The organism is Agromyces sp. NSFZ (assembly GCF_056156205.1).
Window position 1 is genome coordinate 3,171,395 of record NZ_CM149585.1, and the last position, 19,030, is coordinate 3,190,424.

Annotated in this window: 19 protein-coding genes and 1 tRNA gene; 8 read left to right on the forward strand and 12 right to left on the reverse strand. The window is 72.3% G+C overall.

The features are described from left to right. Positions 1 to 11: 11 nt before the first annotated feature. Together ACVFI9_RS15025 and ACVFI9_RS15030 are read right to left on the reverse strand one after the other, a co-directional pair. Positions 12 to 650 carry a DNA-directed RNA polymerase subunit beta gene (locus ACVFI9_RS15025; RefSeq protein WP_474763009.1) on the reverse strand — a complete coding sequence of 213 codons (639 nt, stop codon included), beginning with the start codon at positions 648 to 650 and terminating at the stop codon, positions 12 to 14. 85 nt (positions 651 to 735) lie between these two features. Then, entirely contained in the window at positions 736 to 1,203 is a 468-nt protein-coding gene (locus tag ACVFI9_RS15030) for a hypothetical protein (RefSeq protein ID WP_474763010.1), read from the reverse strand. A gap of 8 nt (positions 1,204 to 1,211) precedes the next feature. Here ACVFI9_RS15030 and ACVFI9_RS15035 point away from each other — a divergent pair. After that, a tRNA-Lys gene (locus ACVFI9_RS15035) sits at positions 1,212 to 1,286 on the forward strand. A 379-nt stretch (positions 1,287 to 1,665) separates the two neighbouring features. Next, a complete protein-coding gene (locus tag ACVFI9_RS15040; RefSeq protein ID WP_474763011.1) occupies positions 1,666 to 1,917 on the forward strand; it encodes a hypothetical protein in 252 nt (83 codons plus the stop codon). Positions 1,918 to 2,198: 281 nt separating this feature from the next. On the opposite strand, the gene ACVFI9_RS15045 is transcribed toward ACVFI9_RS15040, so the two are convergent. Next, on the reverse strand, positions 2,199 to 3,248 hold the full coding sequence (locus ACVFI9_RS15045) for an LLM class F420-dependent oxidoreductase (protein WP_474763012.1): 1,050 nt from the start codon (positions 3,246 to 3,248) through the stop codon (positions 2,199 to 2,201). 242 nt (positions 3,249 to 3,490) lie between these two features. Here ACVFI9_RS15045 and ACVFI9_RS15050 point away from each other — a divergent pair, with 242 nt between their 5' ends. Beyond that, complete coding sequence (locus ACVFI9_RS15050) at positions 3,491 to 4,666, forward strand: MarP family serine protease (protein WP_474763013.1); 1,176 nt, start codon at positions 3,491 to 3,493, stop codon at positions 4,664 to 4,666. 12 nt (positions 4,667 to 4,678) lie between these two features. Here the strand turns inward: ACVFI9_RS15050 and ACVFI9_RS15055 are convergent, their stop codons facing one another. Continuing rightward, on the reverse strand, positions 4,679 to 5,611 hold the full coding sequence (locus ACVFI9_RS15055) for an aldose 1-epimerase family protein (RefSeq protein WP_474763014.1): 933 nt from the start codon (positions 5,609 to 5,611) through the stop codon (positions 4,679 to 4,681). Positions 5,612 to 5,628: 17 nt separating this feature from the next. Then, positions 5,629 to 6,453 carry a DeoR/GlpR family DNA-binding transcription regulator gene (locus tag ACVFI9_RS15060; RefSeq protein WP_474763015.1) on the reverse strand — a complete coding sequence of 275 codons (825 nt, stop codon included), beginning with the start codon at positions 6,451 to 6,453 and terminating at the stop codon, positions 5,629 to 5,631. A gap of 83 nt (positions 6,454 to 6,536) precedes the next feature. On the opposite strand from ACVFI9_RS15060, the gene galT reads away from it, so the two are divergent. Next, positions 6,537 to 7,691, forward strand: coding sequence for a galactose-1-phosphate uridylyltransferase (gene galT, locus ACVFI9_RS15065; protein ID WP_474763016.1), 1,155 nt, complete (start codon positions 6,537 to 6,539; stop codon positions 7,689 to 7,691). 17 nt (positions 7,692 to 7,708) lie between these two features. Next, positions 7,709 to 8,845, forward strand: coding sequence for a galactokinase (gene galK / locus ACVFI9_RS15070; protein WP_474766280.1), 1,137 nt, complete (start codon positions 7,709 to 7,711; stop codon positions 8,843 to 8,845). A 120-nt stretch (positions 8,846 to 8,965) separates the two neighbouring features. Here galK and ACVFI9_RS15075 read toward each other — a convergent pair whose 3' ends face one another. Both ACVFI9_RS15075 and ACVFI9_RS15080 read right to left on the reverse strand, forming a co-directional pair. Further along, a complete protein-coding gene (locus ACVFI9_RS15075; protein WP_474763017.1) occupies positions 8,966 to 9,538 on the reverse strand; it encodes a GNAT family N-acetyltransferase in 573 nt (190 codons plus the stop codon). Then, a complete protein-coding gene (locus ACVFI9_RS15080) occupies positions 9,535 to 10,038 on the reverse strand; it encodes a YbaK/EbsC family protein (protein WP_474763018.1) in 504 nt (167 codons plus the stop codon). Before ACVFI9_RS15080 ends, ACVFI9_RS15075 begins: the two co-directional genes overlap by 4 nt. Positions 10,039 to 10,080: 42 nt before the next feature. Here ACVFI9_RS15080 and ACVFI9_RS15085 point away from each other — a divergent pair, with 42 nt between their 5' ends. Continuing rightward, positions 10,081 to 11,430: an APC family permease gene (locus ACVFI9_RS15085; protein ID WP_474763019.1), complete on the forward strand. Its 1,350-nt coding sequence runs from the start codon at positions 10,081 to 10,083 to the stop codon at positions 11,428 to 11,430. A 10-nt stretch (positions 11,431 to 11,440) separates the two neighbouring features. Next, positions 11,441 to 11,977: a gamma carbonic anhydrase family protein gene (locus ACVFI9_RS15090; protein ID WP_474763020.1), complete on the forward strand. Its 537-nt coding sequence runs from the start codon at positions 11,441 to 11,443 to the stop codon at positions 11,975 to 11,977. Here the strand turns inward: ACVFI9_RS15090 and ACVFI9_RS15095 are convergent. The 4 genes from ACVFI9_RS15095 to ACVFI9_RS15110 form a co-directional block, all read right to left on the reverse strand. Continuing rightward, the gene (locus ACVFI9_RS15095; RefSeq protein WP_474763021.1) at positions 11,974 to 13,269 is read right to left on the reverse strand and encodes a DUF6716 putative glycosyltransferase; all 1,296 of its coding nucleotides are present in this window, start codon (positions 13,267 to 13,269) and stop codon (positions 11,974 to 11,976) included. The genes ACVFI9_RS15090 and ACVFI9_RS15095 overlap by 4 nt on opposite strands. After that, positions 13,266 to 14,138, reverse strand: coding sequence for an N-acetylneuraminate synthase family protein (locus tag ACVFI9_RS15100; RefSeq protein ID WP_474763022.1), 873 nt, complete (start codon positions 14,136 to 14,138; stop codon positions 13,266 to 13,268). Before ACVFI9_RS15100 ends, ACVFI9_RS15095 begins: the two co-directional genes overlap by 4 nt. A gap of 11 nt (positions 14,139 to 14,149) precedes the next feature. After that, positions 14,150 to 15,532 (reverse strand): cytidylyltransferase domain-containing protein, encoded by a 1,383-nt coding sequence (locus ACVFI9_RS15105; RefSeq protein ID WP_474763023.1) that lies wholly within the window; start codon positions 15,530 to 15,532, stop codon positions 14,150 to 14,152. A gap of 151 nt (positions 15,533 to 15,683) precedes the next feature. Further along, positions 15,684 to 17,438, reverse strand: a complete 1,755-nt coding sequence (locus ACVFI9_RS15110) for a tannase/feruloyl esterase family alpha/beta hydrolase (protein WP_474763024.1) — start codon at positions 17,436 to 17,438, stop codon at positions 15,684 to 15,686. A gap of 228 nt (positions 17,439 to 17,666) precedes the next feature. On the opposite strand from ACVFI9_RS15110, the gene ACVFI9_RS15115 reads away from it, so the two are divergent. Continuing rightward, the gene (locus tag ACVFI9_RS15115; RefSeq protein ID WP_474763025.1) at positions 17,667 to 18,107 is read left to right on the forward strand and encodes a MarR family winged helix-turn-helix transcriptional regulator; all 441 of its coding nucleotides are present in this window, start codon (positions 17,667 to 17,669) and stop codon (positions 18,105 to 18,107) included. Between the two features lie 28 nt (positions 18,108 to 18,135). Here the strand turns inward: ACVFI9_RS15115 and ACVFI9_RS15120 are convergent, their stop codons facing one another. Further along, positions 18,136 to 19,023 carry a bifunctional methylenetetrahydrofolate dehydrogenase/methenyltetrahydrofolate cyclohydrolase gene (locus ACVFI9_RS15120; protein ID WP_474763026.1) on the reverse strand — a complete coding sequence of 296 codons (888 nt, stop codon included), beginning with the start codon at positions 19,021 to 19,023 and terminating at the stop codon, positions 18,136 to 18,138. Positions 19,024 to 19,030 lie beyond the last annotated feature (7 nt).

The following is a 19,030-nucleotide window of genomic DNA, read 5'->3' on the forward strand; positions in this document are numbered from 1 at the left end:
CCGTTCGCGTCTCAGTCGAGCGAGTCGCGTCGCCAGAGCCTCGCGCACGCGGCGAACTCGTCGGCGAGCTGCGTGAGGCGAAGCGCACGCTGCGTGAACCGACCGGATCGCTCGGGGTGCGCGCTGTCGGAGGCATCCGCGTCGTCGGCGAGGCTCACGAAGCCCGCCGCGACCACCCGGGCGAACGCCGCCGCGCGTTCGAGCGCCACGGCGAAGTCGCCGCCGAACAGACCGCGGAGGATCTGGTCGGCGAGCTCGCGCACCTCGTCGGGGCCCGCCGGGACGGGGGCGCCGGCGACCACCTGGTCGATGGTGTGGGACACCTCGGTGCCGCGCTGGTAGGCGAGGCTCACGCCGACGGGGTCCTGCCGGATGAGGGTGCGCAGCAGGTACACGCGCCAGAGCGCGCCCGGCAGGCTCTTCGGCGAGGCGTGCGACCAGAGCTCGGCGATCGCGTCGATGCCGTGCTCGTCGGTGAACGAGACGAGGCGGGCGACGACCGCGGGGTCGGGATCCGAGCGCACGCGCGACAGCAGGGCCGCGGCGGTGTCGTGTGCGACGCGGCTGACGTGCGCGGGATCTTCAGCGCCGAGAAAGCCCTCGAACATGCCCGGTGGGAACCGCGTGGGGCGGTGGAAGTCAGAAGCCATCGCCGCACACCTTACCGGGCTTGCTCGGGAGCGGCCGCAGGATCGGGTGGGCCCTCGCCGATTGCGACCCGATTCCGAGTCGCGATCAGTCCGCATCCGCCCGCAGCAGGAGCGCGGACCGCCAGTTGGCCCCCATGCGCTCGTACGTGACTCTGGCGTGGCAGTTACGGCATCGGACGTCGCACTTCGCGATCTCCGCCATGACCCTCGCAAGTGAGTATCCGTCTTGCACGAGTTTCATCACATCGCGCGACTTACCCGCGTCTGGACGATGATCGAAGTCCAGCACGCGCACGTCGGCTTCACCGCAGTCCGTGCACGGGTTGATCATAAGGTACTCACCGATCGCCTCAAGGGTCGCGAGTCGGATCATTCGTTTCCGCGCCATGATGACGCGAATGTGGGCCTCGCGGTGTTCCGCGTAGTACCTTCGTGCCTTCGCACGGTTGCACGCTCGACAGATGTTCTGGAGTCCGTCGGATGAGGCACGCCGAACGTTGAACTCGACCGTTGGCTTAGACTGCTGGCAGGCGGAGCAGTGCTTCGTCGTCATCGATTTGCGCCCCCGTAGCTCAGAGGCAGAGCAGCTGACTTTTAATCAGCGGGTCGGGATGTCGGAATTCCCCGGGGGCACCACCACGGGACCCGACACGCGCGTCGACGCTGCCAATCGCCGGAATCGGGTGCATGCCCTCGTCCTTTCGTCGGATTCTCGGTGTGACGAACCTATGCAGTCCCACCGACACGGATGCCGCGATGCCGCCGGGCGGCCAATTCGCCGACGCGGCCTCACGCACGGGCCGGAGCCGCACCACCACGCCGTCGCTCCGGTGTCAAGGCCCTTGGCACCCGATGCGCGGCCACGTAGAACTGTTCGCATCGGGCCCTGAACGCCCGAGGCAGGCGGGCCGGGCCGGCCGACGCAGCGCTACGACCACGCGCTTCCCAGGACGCGTCGACCGGCCACGGTCCTGCCGCAGGCACGATCGACGCGATTCGATGGGGATGGTGCGAGATGTCGGCCCGACAGGCGACCCGCTCCCATGTGGAGCTGACCCCGCTGAGCGCGACCAGCTGGCGCGTGTGCGACGACCGGCGAGACGACGGCGACATGCGACGCGTGGTGGGCTACCTGCAGCAGGTCGACGACGACTTCGAGATGCTCTGGATGCGCCCGCGGCCGGGCGCGGTCTACCGGTATCCGACCATGGAGGCGGCGCTCGGCGCCGTGTCGGCACGCCTCGAACTCACGTCGCACGGGCACTGAGGCGCGGTCGCGCGGGTACTGAGGCGCGGTCGCGCGGGTTACGAGGCGCTTCCGGGGCACCGCCCGACGGGCGTCCGAGCTGCCGTCGCGCATTCGGACGTTCCCGTCCTGGCGGCTCCTCCCCAGGTTCCCCTTCCTGCACGCCGACGTGCAGGTGAATCTCACCGTAATCCCCGATGAAGGTTCGCACCAGCGTTTGCACTCGTTCTGGGGTGGCCGACGTGGGGTGGCCGACGTTCGGGGTGGCCGACAGGGATTCGTGCGTCCCCTGCCGAGCGCGGTCAGCCCACGAGCGCCCGGAATCCGCTCATCAGGGCGATGCGCTCGGCCGAGCTGCGCGCGAGCGGCGTCACCGCGAGCGTGGTCACACCGGCGGCCCGGAACGCCGCGACGCGGTCGGCGACGTGCGACGCCGGCCCGATGAGCGAGATCGCGTGCACGAGATCGTCGGGCACGGCGGCGACGGCCTCGTCCTTGCGCCCCTCGAGGTAGAGGTCCTGGATGCGCGCAGCCTCGGCCTCGAAGCCGTAGCCGGCGATGAGGTCGTTGTAGAAGTTCTTGCCGCGGGCTCCCATGCCGCCGATGTAGAGCGCGAGCTGCGGCTTGACGGCGGCGATCGCCGCCGCCGCGGCATCCGCTCGATCGGTGATCGCGAGCGCGGGGGTCGCGAAGACGTCCAGCGGCGCGAGCGAGGCGTCGCGCTTCGCGGCGCCGGCGGCGAGCGCCGAACCCCAGGTCTCGGTGGCACGTTCGGGGTGGAAGAACATGGGCAGCCAGCCGTCGGCGATCTCGGCGGTCTGCTGCACCGACTTCGGGCCGAGCGACGCGATGGTCACCGGGATGCGCTCGCGCACCGGGTGGTTGATGAGCTTCAACGGCTTGCCGAGTCCTGTGCCCTCGCCCTCGGGCAGCGGGATGCGGTAGTTGCGGCCGTCGTGCACGACGGGCTCCCGGCGCCACACCGCGCGACAGATCTCGACGATCTCGCGCGTGCGCCCGAGCGGCGCGTCGTAGCGCACGCCGTGGAAGCCCTCGATGACCTGCGGACCGGATGCCCCGATGCCGAGCTCGAACCGTCCGTCGGAGACGTAGTCGAGTCCGGCTGCGGTCATCGCCGTGAGCGTCGGCGTGCGCGTGTAGAGCTGCAGGATGCCGCTCATGAGCGTCATCCGCGTGGTGCGTGCCGCGAGGAACCCGAGCTGGCTCACCGCGTCGAACGAGTACGCCTCGGGAACGACGACCAGGTCGATGCCGGCCTGCTCGAGCTCGGCCACCTCGGCGGCCGCCTCCCGGAATCCGCCCGCGTAGTTCAGGAACATGCCGACGCGCATCCGTCACTCCTCATCGTGTGCTGGCGCCCGGTGCGGGCGCGGCCTCTCAGAGGCTAACCGACCGTGCACCGACCGCGAGCGCGGTTGTGCGCGACCACGAAGCCGGGGCGCCGCGCGCGGGTTCGAGTGGTGGGATGCGTGCACCGTGCGCCGCCGTCGCGCGCCTTCAGCGGTCTCCGAGCCGGATGCCGCAGGCTGGAGGCCCGTGCACTCCCGCGCCGGGCCGCAGGAAGGAGCATCCGATGAGCTGGAGCCTCCTGCTCGACCTCCTGCTGATCGTCGTCTTCATCGGCTCGATCGTGGTCGGCTACCGCGCCGGCCTGCTGCACACGGCCGCAGGACTCGTCGGACTCATCCTCGGCGGCATCGCCGCGTACTTCGCGATGCCGTGGGTGGCGGCCGTCGTTCCGCTGCCCGAATGGCGCGCTCCTGCGGCGATCGTCGCCGCCCTCGTACTGCTGTCGCTCGGAGGGTGGCTCGGCGCCCTGGTGGGTGGCGCGCTCCGCCACGGTGCGCGCGCGGCGAGGCTGGGCGTGCTCGACCGGGTGCTCGGCGCCATCGGAAACCTCATCGTCACGGCGTTCGTCGTCGCACTCGTCGGATCTGGCATCTCGGCGATGGGCGTTCCCGTGCTCTCGCCAGCCGTGGCCGGCTCCCGCGTGCTCTCCACACTCGACCGGGTGACGCCGGCGCCGGCGCGAAGCCTCCTCGCGGAACTCCGCACCGCGGCCCTCGGCGGGGCGATCCCGTGGCTCGTCGACGTGCTCGATGCGCCGACGGAGGCACCACAGCTGCCCACCGGCGGCCTCGACGACGTCGAACTGGCGCGCGCCGCCGAATCCGTCGTACGCATCACGGGAACCGCGTTCCAGTGCGGCAGCAACATGTCGGGCAGCGGGTTCGTGGTCGCAGAGGACCGGATCGTCACCAACGCCCACGTCGTGGCCGGCGTCACCGAGCCGATCGTCGAGGCCCCCGGCGAGCCCGCCGTCGAAGGTCGGGTCGTCGCATTCGACGCCGAGAACGACCTGGCGCTGATCGCGGTTTCGGATCTCGAGACGCCGCCGCTCGCGATCGCCGATGCGCCGACGGGCGCCGACGTCGCCGTCGCGGGCTATCCGTTCGGCGGTCCGCTCGAGCTGCGGCCGGCACGCGTCATGTCCGTCGGACCGATCACGATCCAGGAGTCGGGTCGCACCGCGACGCGAGACATCGTGACGCTGGCCGCCGACGTCGATCACGGGAACTCCGGCGGGCCGGTGCTCACGGGTGACGGCGCGGTCGGCGGCGTCGTGTTCGCCAAGTCCGACTCGGTCGACAACGTCGGCTACGCCATCCCGGTCTCGACGCTCGCCCCGCTCGCGGCCGAGGCGCCGCAGCTCACGGAGCCCGTGGACTCGGGTTCGTGCGTGCGCTGACGCCCGTTCGCCTCAGTCGGCGGTGAATCCCTCGAAGCGGATGCCCCACGAGAGCTGCCACTCCTCGCCCGGGCCGAGCCAGCGCAGCCCGCGCCCGGAGTTGAACGCCTCGGCGGGCGCCGTCATCGGCTCCACGGCGATGGCGACGTCGCCGTCTTCGCCGGGGAATTCGCGCGTCGTGAAGACCTGCACGTAGTCGAACTCGTCGTCGGCCCAGATCGACACGCTTCGTCCATCGGGAGCGGTGAGCGTGTGGGTCACGGTGCCGTCGTGACTGCCGACTTCGCCGAACGCGTCGTCGAGGTTCACGTCGCCCACGCGCCGGCCCTCGCGGAAGTCCCACTCGGTGCCGTCGACGGGCACCTCGCCGGTCGGCAGCAGTCGGTCGTCGACCTCGATGTGGCTCGCGGCGTCGAGGCGGAGCATGAGGTCGGCCGTCGGCACGCCGCCGATCTTCACGTAGGGGTGGGTGCCGATCGCGACCGGAGCCGCCTCGGCGCCGAGGTTCTCGATGAAGTGCGTGACCTTGAGCCCGTCGGCGACGAGCTCGTAGTGCACGGCCGTGCCGAGGAGGAACGGGTATCCGAGCTGTGGGTAGACCGTCGCCTGGAGGGTGACCGAGTCGCGTTCGCGCGCGATGGGCCGGTACTCGGTGAACCGCAGGAGTCCGTGGATGGCGTTGTTTCGGGAGGGCTCGGTGATGGCGAGGTGGCGCTCGACGCCATCGTGCGTCCACACGCCGTCGCGTATGCGGTTCGGCCATGGTACGAGCACGATGCCCGCGGCCATCGGCTGCGGCTGGTCTTCGGGGTACTCGGGGACGAGCTGGATGTCGTTGATCGTGAGGGTGCGGATGCCGGCGCCCACCGCGGTGATCGTCGCCTTGAGGTCTCCGCTGGCCGTCGAGGTCTCGAGGACGAAGTGCTCGCCCGTGGGAAGAGTCATGGATCCACTTTAGGGTCTCATGCGAGGTGCACCGCGAGCCCGGCGACCTCGAGCTCGGCGACCAGCGGGCGGGGGGCCGCGGCATCCGTCACGAGCTCGTCGAAGGCGTCGATGGGCGCGATCCGCCCCAGGTGCACTTCGCCGAGCTTCGACCCGTCGGCGACCACGATGCTGCGCGCCGCGGCCTTCAGCATGAGCGTCTTGACCGCGGCCTCGGGGAGGTTCGCGTTCGTCACGCCGTGCACGGGGTCGACCCCGTTGCATCCGATGAACGCGAGGTCCACATGGATCTCGTCGAGCATGGAGCCGGCGAGCGGATGCACCAGCGAGTGCTGCTTCGGCCGCAGGGTGCCGCCCGTGATGACGACCGTGAACCGGGGGATCTCGGACTCCAGCTCGAGCGCGATCGAGAGGCCGTTGGTGAAGACGGTGAGGTCATCGAGGTCGTCGCGGGCCTTCAGGGCCCGTGCGATCTGCAGCGTCGTCGTGCCGACGTCGAGGATGATGCTCCGGCCGCTCCTCACGAGGGAGGCCGCGTGCTCGCCGATGCGGCGCTTGGGCTCGACGGATGCCGCGAGCGCCTGTTCGAACGTGGGCTCGCGCTCCGGCCGCTCGGCGGTGAGCACCGACGACGCCGGCACCGCGCCGCCGTGCACGCGCCGGATCTCCCCACGACGCTCGAGCGCGTCGAGGTCCGCCCGTGCCGTGACGGTGGTGACGCCGAACGCCGTGCTCAGCTCGGCGACGCGCACGAATCCCCGCTCGGCCACGAGGGCGAGCGCGAGCTCGCGTCGCCGGGGCGCGTCGAGCGCGGTGTGCGTCGCGTCGGCGGCATCCGTCATACCCGAGATTCTCCGCTGGACATCGGTACTTTGCAATACGAAACCGAGTTGTTTGCGAATCGAAAGCCGCGTATGGTGGGCGCGTGCAGACGGATCCCCGCATCACCGTGCGCCCGGCGAGGCTCGCCGACGGACGCGAGCTCATCTACTTCGACGACGCCGACAGCACGCTCCCGCCCGAGCGCGCGATCGACACGCGCGAGCTCGATGCGCGTCCCGCGACCGCGCAGATGCGGCAGGACCCGCTGACGGGCGAGTGGATCTCGATCGCGGCCGCCCGCCAGAACCGCGTCGTCCTGCCCCCGGCCGACCTCGACCCGCTCGCGCCGCAGCGCCCGGGCAATCCGTCGGAGATCCCGAGCACCTACGACGTCGCGGTGTTCGAGAACCGATCGCCGTCGTTCGGTCCGGACCTGACGGCGACGGATGCCTCGGGCGCCGATGCCCTGGCCGCGCTTCGCCGCATCGGCCTCGAGCGCACGCTGCCCGCGGTCGGACGCTGCGAGGTGGTGTGCTTCAGCCCCGAGCACGAGGGCTCGTTCGGCACGCTGAGCCGCTCGCGGGCCCGAACCGTGATCGAAGCCTGGGCGCAGCGCACCGCGGCGCTCTCGGCACTGCCCGGCGTCGAGGAGGTGTTCCCGTTCGAGAACCGCGGCCGCGAGATCGGCGTGACGCTGCCGCATCCGCACGGGCAGATCTACGCCTATCCCTACGTGACCCCTCGCACGGAGCGGCTGCTCGCCTCGATCGACGGCTACGGCCCCGCGCTCATGGCCGACGTCCTCGAGCGGGAGCGGAACGGGCCCCGCGTGCTGATCGCGGGCGAGCACTGGACGGCGTACGTGCCGTTCGCGGCGCGGTGGCCCATCGAGGTGCACCTGCTGCCCCATCGGCACGTGCCCGACTTCGCCGAGACCACGCTCGCCGAACGCGACGAACTGGCCGGGCTGTACCTGCGGCTCCTTCGCGGCGTCGACCGGCTCTACGACACGCCCACCCCGTACATCGCGGCGTGGCACCAGGCGCCGGTGCACGAGCACCGCGACGACGTGCGGCTCATGCTGCAGCTCACGAGCCCGCGGCGCGCGGCCGACAAGCTCAAGTACGTCGCCGGTTCGGAGGCCGCCATGGGAGCCTGGATCGGCGATGTCACGCCCGAGGCGCAGGCCGAGGCGTTGCGCACGGCGATCGACGGAGTCGACGTCGAGGGAATCCGGATCGAAGGAGTCGAGGCGTGAACGAGGCCGACCAGGCGATGCACGGGTTCGCCGAGTGGTTCGGACGCCGGCCGGTCGGCGTCTGGTCGGCACCCGGCCGGGTGAACCTGATCGGTGAGCACACCGACTACAACGACGGCTACGTCTTCCCGTTCGCGATCGACCGGCGCACGGCGATCGCCCTCGGCGACCGCGACGATCGGGTCGTCCGGGTCACGTCGGGCTTCGCACCCGAGCCGGTCGAGATCCACCTCGACGAGCTCGCGCCCGACGCGGTGGAGGGCTGGGCGGCCTACCCGCTCGGCGTCGCCTGGGCGCTCGGCGAGTTCGGCGCCGACCTCGAGCACGTGCGCGGGGTCGACCTGCACGTCGCCAGCAGCGTGCCGATCGGCGCCGGCCTGTCGTCGTCGGCCGCGATCGAGTCCGCCGTCGCGCTGGCGCTCGACGAGCACTGGGGGCTGCAGTTCGACCGGCCGACGCTCGCGAAGGTGGGCCGCCTCGCCGAGAACCGAGTGGTCGGGGCGCCGACGGGCATCATGGACCAGTCGGCCTCGCTCCTGGGCGAGGTCGACTCGGGCGTGTTCCTCGACTGCCGCAGCCTCGACGCCGAGATCATCCCGCTCGGCTTCGAGGCCGAGGGTCTGACGCTCCTCGTGATCGACACGCACGTCGCGCACGCCCACGCGGGCGGCGGCTATGCGGCACGACGTGCCTCCTGCGAAGCCGGTGCCCGGGCCCTCGGAGTCGCCTCACTGCGCGACCTGCGCACCGACGACCTCGCGCGCGCCGCCGACCGGCTCGACGACGAGACGTTCCGGCGCGTGCGGCACGTCGTGACCGAGAACCGGCGCGTGCTCGACACCGTGCGCACGCTGCGCGAGCACGGACCCGGAGCGATCGGGCCCTTCCTCGACGCATCGCACGTGTCGATGCGCGACGACTTCGAGATCTCGGTGCCCGAGCTCGACCTCGCGGTCGCCACGGCCCAGGCGAACGGCGCCATCGGCGCCCGCATGACGGGCGGCGGCTTCGGCGGCGCCGCGATCGCCCTCGTCATCGACGCGCTCGTGCCGATCGTCACGCGCGAGGTGACGGCGGCGTTCGCCGAGCGCGGCTACCGCGAGCCGACGGTCTTCGCGGTGCGGCCGAGCCAGGGCGCCCGCCGCGACACCTGACGGCGCGTGCGCCAGCCGCGGCCGCGCCACGAGCGCGCGCTCTGCGCCAGTTGTACTGGCGCAGAGCGCGCCGAAGTGGCGCGACGCGTGAGCATGGAAACGCCGCTCAACGCGTGAGCGTCAGCGCCCGGCCTCCCACTCCTCGGCGAGGATGCCGTACGTGAAGCCGTCGATCCAGCCGAGCTCGGCGTGCCAGGAGTCGTGGACGCCGTGCTGCTCGCGCCGCATGCCGAGCTTCTCCATGACTCGCCACGACGCGACGTTGTCGGCGAAGCATCCGGCCGTGACCCGGTGCAGGCCGAGCTCGGTGAACGCGAGGTCGAGGAGGGCCCGGGCGATCTCGGTCGCGAAGCCGTTGCCGGCATGCGCGGGGTCGACCAGGTAGCCGAGGTCGCCCTCCGCCCCGCGCCAGGCGTCGCCGTCGAACTGGCCCATGCCGTCGCGCACGTCGAGCGAGCCCGTGCCGACGACCACGCCATCGAGCACCGCCAACGCGGTGTGCTGGTTCGGGTCCTCGACGCTGCCGAGCCACACCTTCCGGAAAGCCTCGGGGTCGACCGTGGTGCGCAGCAGCCAACGCGTGACGTCGGGCCGGTTGCGCCAGGCGAGCACCTGTTCGATGCCGTCGTGCGTCGGAGTCCGCAGTTCCAGCCGGCCGGCCCTGCGCGGCCAGGCGACGCGGGACGACGTCATGCCCCGACCGGGGGCTCGACCGCGCGCGGGGTACCGCCCGTGATGCGCACGAGGTCATCGAAGCTGATCGGGAACACGGTCTTCGCATGCCCGGCGGCCGCCCAGACCCGGTCGTAGCGGGCGAGCTCGGTGTCGACGAACGTGCGCACGTGCGACGGATGTCCCACCGGCGCCACTCCCCCGATGACCTGCCCGGTGGCCTGCTTCACGACCTCCTTCGAGGCGCGTCCGATGACGCCACCGAGCTCGGCGCCGAGCCACTCGGTGTCGACGCGGTGCGCACCCGAGGTCAGCACGAGGATGGGCTCGTCGTCGAGCGTGAACACGAGGGAGTTCGCGATCTGGCCGACCTCGACGCCGAGGGCCTCGGCGGCGAGCGGCGCGGTGGTCACGGCGTCGTCGAACCAGACGATCTCGGGGGTGAGTCCGTGGCGGGCGAGCGCGGCGGCCACGCGCTCGACGGCGGCGTGCGAGGGGGCGGAGGTCTGCTCTGCGGGCATGCGTCGATCCTACGATTCACGCCCGTGGAGTAGGGTTCCCGCGTGACCGCCGGCCCCCACCCCTCGCTCGCCCGCCGACTCGGCCTGCGCGACGCCGTCGCCATCGGGCTCGCCGCCATGATCGGCGCGGGCGTGTTCGCCGTGTGGGCGCCCGCCGCACAGGCTGCAGGGTCGTGGCTGCTCGCCGGGCTCGGCATCGCCGCGCTCGTCGCGTTCGCGAACGCCGGATCCACGGCGCAGCTCGCGGTGCGCTACCCCGAATCGGGCGGCGCGTACCGCTACGGCCGGGAGCGCCTCGGCGCCTGGCCCGGCTTCCTCGCCGGCTGGGGCTTCGTGATCGGCAAGACCGCGAGCTGCGCGGCGATGGCGATGACCGCCGCCGCCTACCTCGTGCCGCCGGCGTGGCAGAAGCCGGTCGCGGTCGCCGCGGTGATCGTGCTCGTCGGCGTCAACGTGCTCGGCGTCACGCGCACCGCGCGGGTCGCGTCGGTCATCGTGTCGGCCGTGCTCGCCGTGCTCGTCGTGGTCGTCGCGGCGGGCGTGGCCGCGATCGCGAGCGGCGGCTGGGGTGCGGCCGATGCGGCGGTCGCCTCCGCGATCGTCGCGCCGGTGGGCCCGCCGACCGGCGCCGCCGTCGTGTTCGCGGGCACGTACGGCGTGCTGCAGGCCGCCGCCCTCATCTTCTTCGCCTTCGCCGGCTACGCGCGCATCGCGACGCTCGGCGAGGAGGTGCGCGACCCCACCCGCACGATCCCCCGGGCGATCGGCGTGGCCTTCGCCATCGTGGTCGTCGTCTACGCGGCGGTCGGCACGGCGGCGCTCGGCGCCCTCGGACCCGGGCCGCTCGCGACATCCGCAGCTCCCCTCGTCGACGTGGTCGCCATCGCCGGCTGGCTCTGGGCCGAACCCGTCGTGCGGGTCGCGGCGGGCGTGGCCGCGCTCGGATCGCTGCTCGCGCTCATCGCTGGCGTGGGCCGCACGAGCCTCGCGATGGCGCGCGACGGCGAGTTGCCGCGCCCGCTCACCACGGTGCATCCGCGATTCGGGGTGCCCCACGTCGCGGAGCTCACCGTCGGGGCGGCGGTCGTCGTGCTCGTGGTCGTCGCCGACCTGCGCGGCGCGATCGGCTTCTCGTCGTTCGGCGTGCTGCTCTACTACCTCGTCGCGAACGCCTCGGCCCTCACCCAGCCCGCCGGCGACCGGCTCGTGCCGCGCTGGCTCTCGTGGGTCGGGGCCATCGGATGCGTCGTGCTCGTCGTCACCCTGCCGCTCGTGTCGATCGCGGCCGGCGTCGCGGTCTTCGCGGTCGGCGTCGTGATCCGGCTCATCGTGCTCGCGGTGCGCCGGCGACGGGGTGAGCGGCCGCCCGCCGGCCCCTTCGCGAGCCAATAGGCTGGCGGGCATGAGTGCAGATCCATCCGCCCGCATCATCACCATCGCGGGCATCCCCGCCCCCGTCTGCGACGAGCGCGCGTTCGTCGCCGCCGGCGCCGTCATCGTCGGCAACGTGCGACTCGCTCCCGGTTCGAGCGTCTGGTACAACGCGGTGCTCCGCGCCGAGGCGGAGCCGATCGTGCTCGGCGAGGACTCGAACCTGCAGGATGCGGTGGTCTGCCACGTCGACGGCGGCTATCCGCTCACCGTCGGGCGCGGAGTCTCCGTCGGTCACGGCGCCGTGCTGCACGGCTGCACCGTTGAGGACGACTGCCTCGTCGGCATGGGCGCGACCGTGCTGAACGGCGCGGTGATCGGAGCGGGCTCGCTCGTCGCCGCCGGCGCCGTCGTGCTCGAGGGCACCGTCGTGCCGCCCGGCTCGCTCGTCGCGGGCGTGCCGGCGAAGGTGCGGCGCGAACTCTCCGAGGAGGAGCGCGAGGGCATCAAGCGCAACGCGGCGCACTACCTGAAGCACGTGCAGGAGCACACGGCGCCCGTCGACTAGGCCGCCAGGCTCCGAAGGCGCCGGAGCCGCCGCACGACGCCGCGGGCGGCGAGGCCGGCCGCCCACGCCGCCGCGCCGAGCGGGCCGCGATCGTACGCGCCGAGCATGCGGCGACGCTCGTACGCCGTGCGGAGCGCTCCGCCGACGAGGTCATGTCGGCGTTCGAGTCCGGGCAGCGGCACGATCTCCCGCGCCTCGACGAGCGCGTGCAGCCGCCCGACCCAGTCGTCGGCGTCGCGCCCGTGGAAGTAGTTGTCGGCCAGCCACGCGGCATCCGCGTGCCGGAATCGGCCCACGACGAGGTCGTCGGTCGAACCGAACAGTCCCGAGCCCTCGAACACCGTGTTGATCATGGCCGGTGACACGCCGAAGTCGTCGAGCAGGAGCACCGGGAGGCCGAGCGCCACCGCCTCGAGCGCCGCCGTCGAGCTCACCGTGACGAGCGCGGCCGCCCGGGCGAGCTTCTCGGCCATCGGCCCGTCTTCGACCACGAGGTTCGGCGGGATCCCATCCGCGAGAGCGGCCAGCAGGTCGGCGTAGTCGTGCTCCTCGAAGTGCGTCTGCGCTTCGCCGCGGCGTGCGCGCACCTTGACGACCACGCGGCGCTCGGGGTGCCGGCGGGCGTGGGCGGCGAGCCCCTCGAGCACGCGCAGGCGGCCGTCACGCTCACGAGGAACCTTCGCCTGGGCCGCGAACACGACGTCGGTGCGGTCGACCTCCGCCGGTCTGGGAGGCCGCAGGCCGTCTCGAGACCGCCCGTCGCCCTCGGCGAGGAACGGCAGCGTGGCGAGCCCGAACCTCCGGTCGATCGCGAGCTCGGCGGCGTTGGTGCGGAACTCACGCACCTCGCGCCGGCTGTGCAGCACCACGAGGTCGGTCTGCTCCCGGTAGATCACCGCCTTCGGCACGGCCGGAACGGTCAGGCCCGGGAAGCCGCTCACGAGCACCGGCCGATCGTCACGGGCGGCGATGCGCGGCGCCACGACCCGCACGAACGGTCCGCGAAGCGAGAGCAGCACGGCGTGCGGGTCGGTCTCGTCGACCAGGGCGTCGAGCCCGTCGAGATGACGCACCGCCACGTCGGCGGGGGCGAAGCGGGTGCCGGCGAGCGCGTCCGCGAGCTGCCGCGCACTCGGCATCACGGGCGACTCCAGCACGACGAGGCGACTCGTCCACGACGGCGGCAGCGTCGAGGCGAGGGCCGCGCCCCACTTCACGTACGAGTCGGAGTCGGCGACGACGAGCAGGCGCCGGCTCGCGCCATCCGTCACCGACGGCGACGACGGACTCACGCTGCGACCCGGCGCAGCTTCGCGCGCGGTGCCTCCTCACCGGGGAAGACGCGCTTCACGCCGTCGCCCATCGCGTCGCCGATGATCCGGATGTCGCGCACGAGGTGCGCGAAGCCCTGCGGCTCGAGCGAAGCGGCCTGGTCGCTGCCCCACATCGCGCGGTCGAGCGTGATGTGCCGCTCGACCGCGACGGCACCGAGCGCCACCGCGGCGAGCGAGATCTGCAGGCCATGCTCGTGGCCCGAGTAGCCCACCGGGACGCCGGGGTAGCGCCTGCGCAGCGTGTCGATCATGCGGAGGTTGGCCTCTTCGGCGGGCATCGGGTAGCTCGAGGTGGCGTGCATGAGCACGAGCCGGTCGGTGCCGAGCGCCTCGACGGCACGGTCGATCTCCTCGATCGTCGACATGCCGGTCGAGAGGATGACGGGCTTGCCGGTCTCGGCGAGCGCGGCGAGCAGTTCGAGGTCGGTGAGGGACGCGGAAGCCACCTTGTGGGCCACCACCCCGAGCCCCTCGAGGAACTCGACCGACGGGACATCCCACGGCGAGGCGAACCAGTCGATGCCGGCACGCAGTGCGTACGACGCGATCTCGAGGTACTCGCGCTCGCCGAACTCCACTCGTCGACGGTAGTCGAGGTACGTCATGGTGCCCCAAGGCGTCTCGCGCGGCACGTCGCGCATGTGCTCGGGGGTCGCGATCTCGGGGGTGCGCTTCTGGAACTTCACGGCCTGCGCACCCGACTCCACCGCCACGTCGATGAGGCGCTTCGCGACCTCGACGTCGCCGTTGTGGTTCAGGCCGATCTCGCCGATCACGTAGACGGGTGCTTCGGGGCCGATGGTCGATCGGCCGATGCGTACGGACATGCAGTGCTCCCTCACTCGGGGTCGCGCGGGTGCGCGGGGTCGGGGGCGGCGCGGCGTGCGCCGGGCTCGCGGGCGGTGTCGCGCATTGCCGCACCGGCGGCTCCTCTCGCGGCGAGGATCAGGTCGGCCAGCTCGCGCACCGCACCGTGGCCTCCCGGGCTCGTCAGCACGTGGCGTGCCGCCTCGAGCGCCTGCGGCGCGGCATCCGGCACCGCGACGGGCCAGCCGACGAGGTCGAGCGCCGGCAGGTCGCCATGGTCGTTGCCGAGGTAGGCGATGCGGTCGAGCCGGATGCCGCGGGCCGCCGCCCAGTCGCGGAGCACCTCGCCCTTCGCGGCGACGCCCTGGGCGCACTCGACGCCGAGCTTCTCGGCCCGGCGACCGACGACGGGGTTCTCCTCGGCAGAGAGGATGAGCACGGGGAGCCCGGCCGCGCGCAGGCGTGCGATGCCGTGGCCGTCGCTGCGGCTCACCCGCACCGACTCGCGACCCAACTGGTCGACCATGACGGTGTCATCGGTGTGCACCCCGTCGAAGTCGGTCACGAGCGCGTCGACGTCGATGGGCGGATGCCGCGGGGCGAGGTCCCGGTCGATCCGCACAGCGAGCGTGCGCGCCCGCTCGAGGTCGGCGGCGTCGTCGATCTCGATGGCGTGATCGGGGTGCACGGGCTGCACGCCGACGCGTCCGAAGAAGCGGTGGCCCGAGTCGCGGAACCCTTCGGTGGCGAAGACGTAGAACGCACCGGTCTCGGCGTACTCGGGCGTGCGGTCCTGCCGGCGCGGGCGATGCGACATCTCGTGGTTCACCCCGACGGCGGTCCCGCCGATCTCGCGCCAGAGGAAGACGTGCGTGGGCGCCGCCGAGAACACGGCGTCCCGCTCGCCGCTCTCGACCCGCTCGACGGCGGCGTCGAGGTCGGCGGGATCGATGAACGGCGACGTCGCCTGGATGAACACCGTGATCGCGGGCGTCTCGCCCGCGGGTTGAGTCGCGACCGAAGGGAGCGTCTCGAAACCCGCCCCCGCTTCGAGCACTTCGAGCGCATGCAGCAGCGCCGACTCGCTCGACGCCTCGCCCCCGGCGAGCGCGGCCGGACGCTCGACGACCTCGGCGCCGGCGGAGCGCGCGGCCTCGGCGATCTCCTCGTCGTCGGTCGTGACGACCACACGTCCGATCCGGGGCGCGGCCAGCGCGGCCCGCACGGCACGCGTGATGAGGGGCACCCCGCCGACGCGGGCGAGGTTCTTGCCCGGCAGCCCCTGCGAGCCGCCACGGGCCGGGATGATCGCGGTCGCGACGCCGGCTGCGGCCTCCGACCGCCCGGCTCGCGTGCCCGCGTGCTGCACGGCGGAAACCGCGGCGGGCGCCTCGGCGAGGTCGATCTGGGCCATGGCGCGAAGCTACGCGCGCCAGACAGCCGCTCGGTGCACGTTCGGTGAACGCGAGCCGACCGGGAGGTCGACGAGCGGTGCCGGCGGTGCTGACGGCAGACGTCCCGGTCCCCCTCAGCCGCGAGGGGGACCGGGACGGGTCGCGCTGAGCTCAGCCGAGCCCGATGCCGAGCCCGATGCCGCCGCCGCTGTGCTTGCAGGCGAAGCTGTCGGCGTCGTCGGGGTCACCCGACGTGTACCGCGCGACCGAGGGATACGGGCAGAGCGGGCGGCTGAGGTCGTCGGCCCAGTCGGCGGGCACGTCGGGGTTCGCCGGGTTCACCCACGCGTCGATCCGGTCGGGCGCCGATCCGAATTCGACCCAGTCGACCAGGGCGGTGAGGCCCGCGTACTGGTCGGTCGCCGGGCCACCGCTCACGTGTCCCATGCCCGGCACCTCGAAGTACCGCGCGAACTCGCCGGCCTTCTGGCCGTGGTTCGCGTCGAGCTCGTCGTACCAGGCCGCGGTGTCGTCGACCGAGAACACCCCGTCGGATGCCCCGTGGACCACGATCATCTTCCCGCCGCGCTCGCGCAGCGTGTCGAGCCTCGTGGGGTCGGGCGGCGTCATGAACTCCATGCCGCTCTCGGTGTAGATGCCGCTCGTCGCGTAGATGCTCTGCGCGATCGCATCGATGTCGGCGGTGAGCGGCGAGGCGGGGATGCTCGGGTCGGGCGGGGTGCCGAAGATGAAGCCGATCGCGCCGGGATCGAGGACCCTCGAGGCGAAGAACTTCCAGAACGCCCAGTTCGGCTGGGCGAGCCCCGGATCGAACGGGAAGGAGCTGTAGATCTCCTCACCGCTGCTCGCGCGAGCTCCGGCGAAGACGGCGGCGACCACGGCCTTCTGCTCGGGGGTCAGGCACGTGCCGTCGCGATCGGCGTCGCAGGTCGGGACATCCCGATCGATCGAGAAGGCTTTCTGGCACCGCTCGCTGTCCTGCACCAGGCCGTCCTCGAGGCGGTCGAGGTCGTCGCACCGGGCCAGGATCGCGCTCGCGATCGCCTGCCGCTCGGCCGGCGTGAGGGCGGTGTTGAGGTCGGCGACGTTCGTCGCCACCGTGGCCCACTGCTGTGCCCCCCACACCTGCGCGACCGCGGCCTGCGGCAGATTGAATCCCGGCGCGACGGCGAGGAACCCGTCGTACTCGTCGGCATAGCGCGCGGCGCCGACCATCGTGTGGCGGCCGCCGTTGGATCCGCCGGTCATGTACGACCGATCGGGAGCCTTGCCGTAGGCGGCCTCGATCAGCGACTTGGCCATCGGGGTGAGGGTGCCGACGGCCTGATAGCCGTAGTCCAGGCGCGCCTGCGGGTCGATCCCGAAGGTGGGCCCCAGCGAGCCGGGGTGTCCGGCATCCGAGCTGATCACGGCGAAGCCGAGCTGCAGGCCGCTCTCGCTCCCCGCCCTGCCGAGCGCGGTGACGACGTTGCCGTCGAGACCGCCGTTGCCCTGGTAGAGGTAGCGCCCGCTCCAGTCGGTCGGGAGGCGCATCTCGAATCCGATGCGATACGTCTGTCCGTCGACCTCGCTCACGCGTTCGTTCATGTGGCCGCGAACGAGGCAGTGCTCGCCGACCTCGACGCCCGACAGCGGGCCGGCCGCGACGAGTGCCGCGCTCGTGATCACGGTGCTGTCGAACTCGAAGGCGATGAGGGATTCGCACTCCGCGAGGGTGCCGGGCTCCGCCGGTGCGAGCTGCGGAAGGGCGGTGGGCGGCGAGCCGGGCTCGGCCGCGGCGGACGCGGCGCCGCCCGTGATCATGAGTGCGATGGCTGCGGTCGCCGCGGCGAGGCCGACCGACCTGCTCGCGGGCATCACCGCCCCCTCCTCGATGTCGACGACGATGACCGCCGGACGCTGCATCTCCTGATGGATGACATGTCGATCCTCCCCATGCAGGCGCCGGCGAGGTCGCTCACCGACGCGGTGACGGCGAGCGCAACGCTGCGCCCGCTCGCGGCCAGCGTAAGGCGGTTAATTGCAGACTGCAATGGTTGAATTTCGCATCGAGTCCGGTGACGACTCCACGGCGGGACTCGGACGCCGGCGCGGTGCTACCGTGGTGCCGTTGGCGGCCGAAGGGAACCGAGCGTGGCGGAAGGGGTCGGTCGCGTGCTGCTCGACGACGTCGGCTTCCTGCTCGCCCGCGCGAGTGCCGTCGCCGTGGCGGCCGGGAACGAGGCCCTGCAGCCGCTCGGCCTGACCGTCCGGGCGTTCGCGACGCTCGCACTCGCCGTCGAGCACGACGGCATCACGCAGCGCGGCATCTCGGACTTCCTCCGGCTCGATCCCAGCCGTGTGGTCGCCATCGTCGACGACCTCGAGCATCGGGGCCTCGTCTCCCGGGTCGTCGCCCGCGACGACCGCAGGATGAAGGCCGTGGTCGCCACCGCGGCGGGTCTCGAGGTGTTCCGGGAGGCGGTCGCGGCCACGCGCCGCGCCGAGCACGACGCCTTTCCGCTGCCCACCCCCGAGGCGCGCAGCGAGGCGATCCGGATGCTCCGTCGGCTCGCCTTTCCCGGCGAGCACTGACCCGCAGCCCTTCGACGGGCCCGGTCGACTAGCGGCGCTGCAGTCGCAGCTCGGCCGCCTTCACGACGTTCGCGAGCAGCATCGCGCGGGTCATCGGACCGACGCCGCCGGGGTTCGGCGACAGGTGACCGGCGACCTCCGCGACTGCCGGGTCGACGTCGCCGGTCAGCCGCCCCTTGCCCGTCTCCTCGTCCTGCACGCGCGTGATGCCCACATCGAGGACCGCGGCGCCCGGCTTCACCCAGTCGGCCTTCACGAGGTGCGGCACGCCGACGGCGGCCACGACGATGTCGGCCCGGCGCACCTCGTCGGCGAGATCGATCGTGCGGGAGTGCGTGAGGGTCACCGTGGCGTCCAGGCCCTTGCGCGTGAAGAGCAGGCCGAGCGGACGGCCCACGGTCAGGCCACGGCCGATCACCGTGACGTGCTGTCCGCGGATCGGCACGTCGTAGCGGCGCAGCATCTCGACGATGCCTGCCGGCGTGCACGGCAGCGGCGAATGCAGTTCGCCCTCGATGCCGAGCACGAGTCGACCGAGGTTCGTCGGGTGCAGTCCGTCGGCGTCCTTGTCGGGATCGATCAGCTCGAGCATGGCGTTCTCGTCGTGGCCTGCGGGCAGCGGCAGCTGCACGATGTAGCCCGTCACCTCGCGTGCCGCGTTGAGGTCGCGGATCGCCGCACGCACGTCGGCGGTCGATGCCGACGCCGGCAGGTCGACGCGGATCGACTCGATGCCCACCTCGGCGCAGTCGCGGTGCTTGCCGGCCACGTACGAGCGCGATGCGGGGTCGTCGCCGACGAGCAGCGTGCCGAGTCCCGGCACGACTCCGTGGGAGCGCAGGGCGGCGATGCGGGCGGCGAGCTCCTGCTTCACGGCGGCGGCGGTCGCGACGCCGTCGAGCGTGATGGCGGTCATGGTCTCT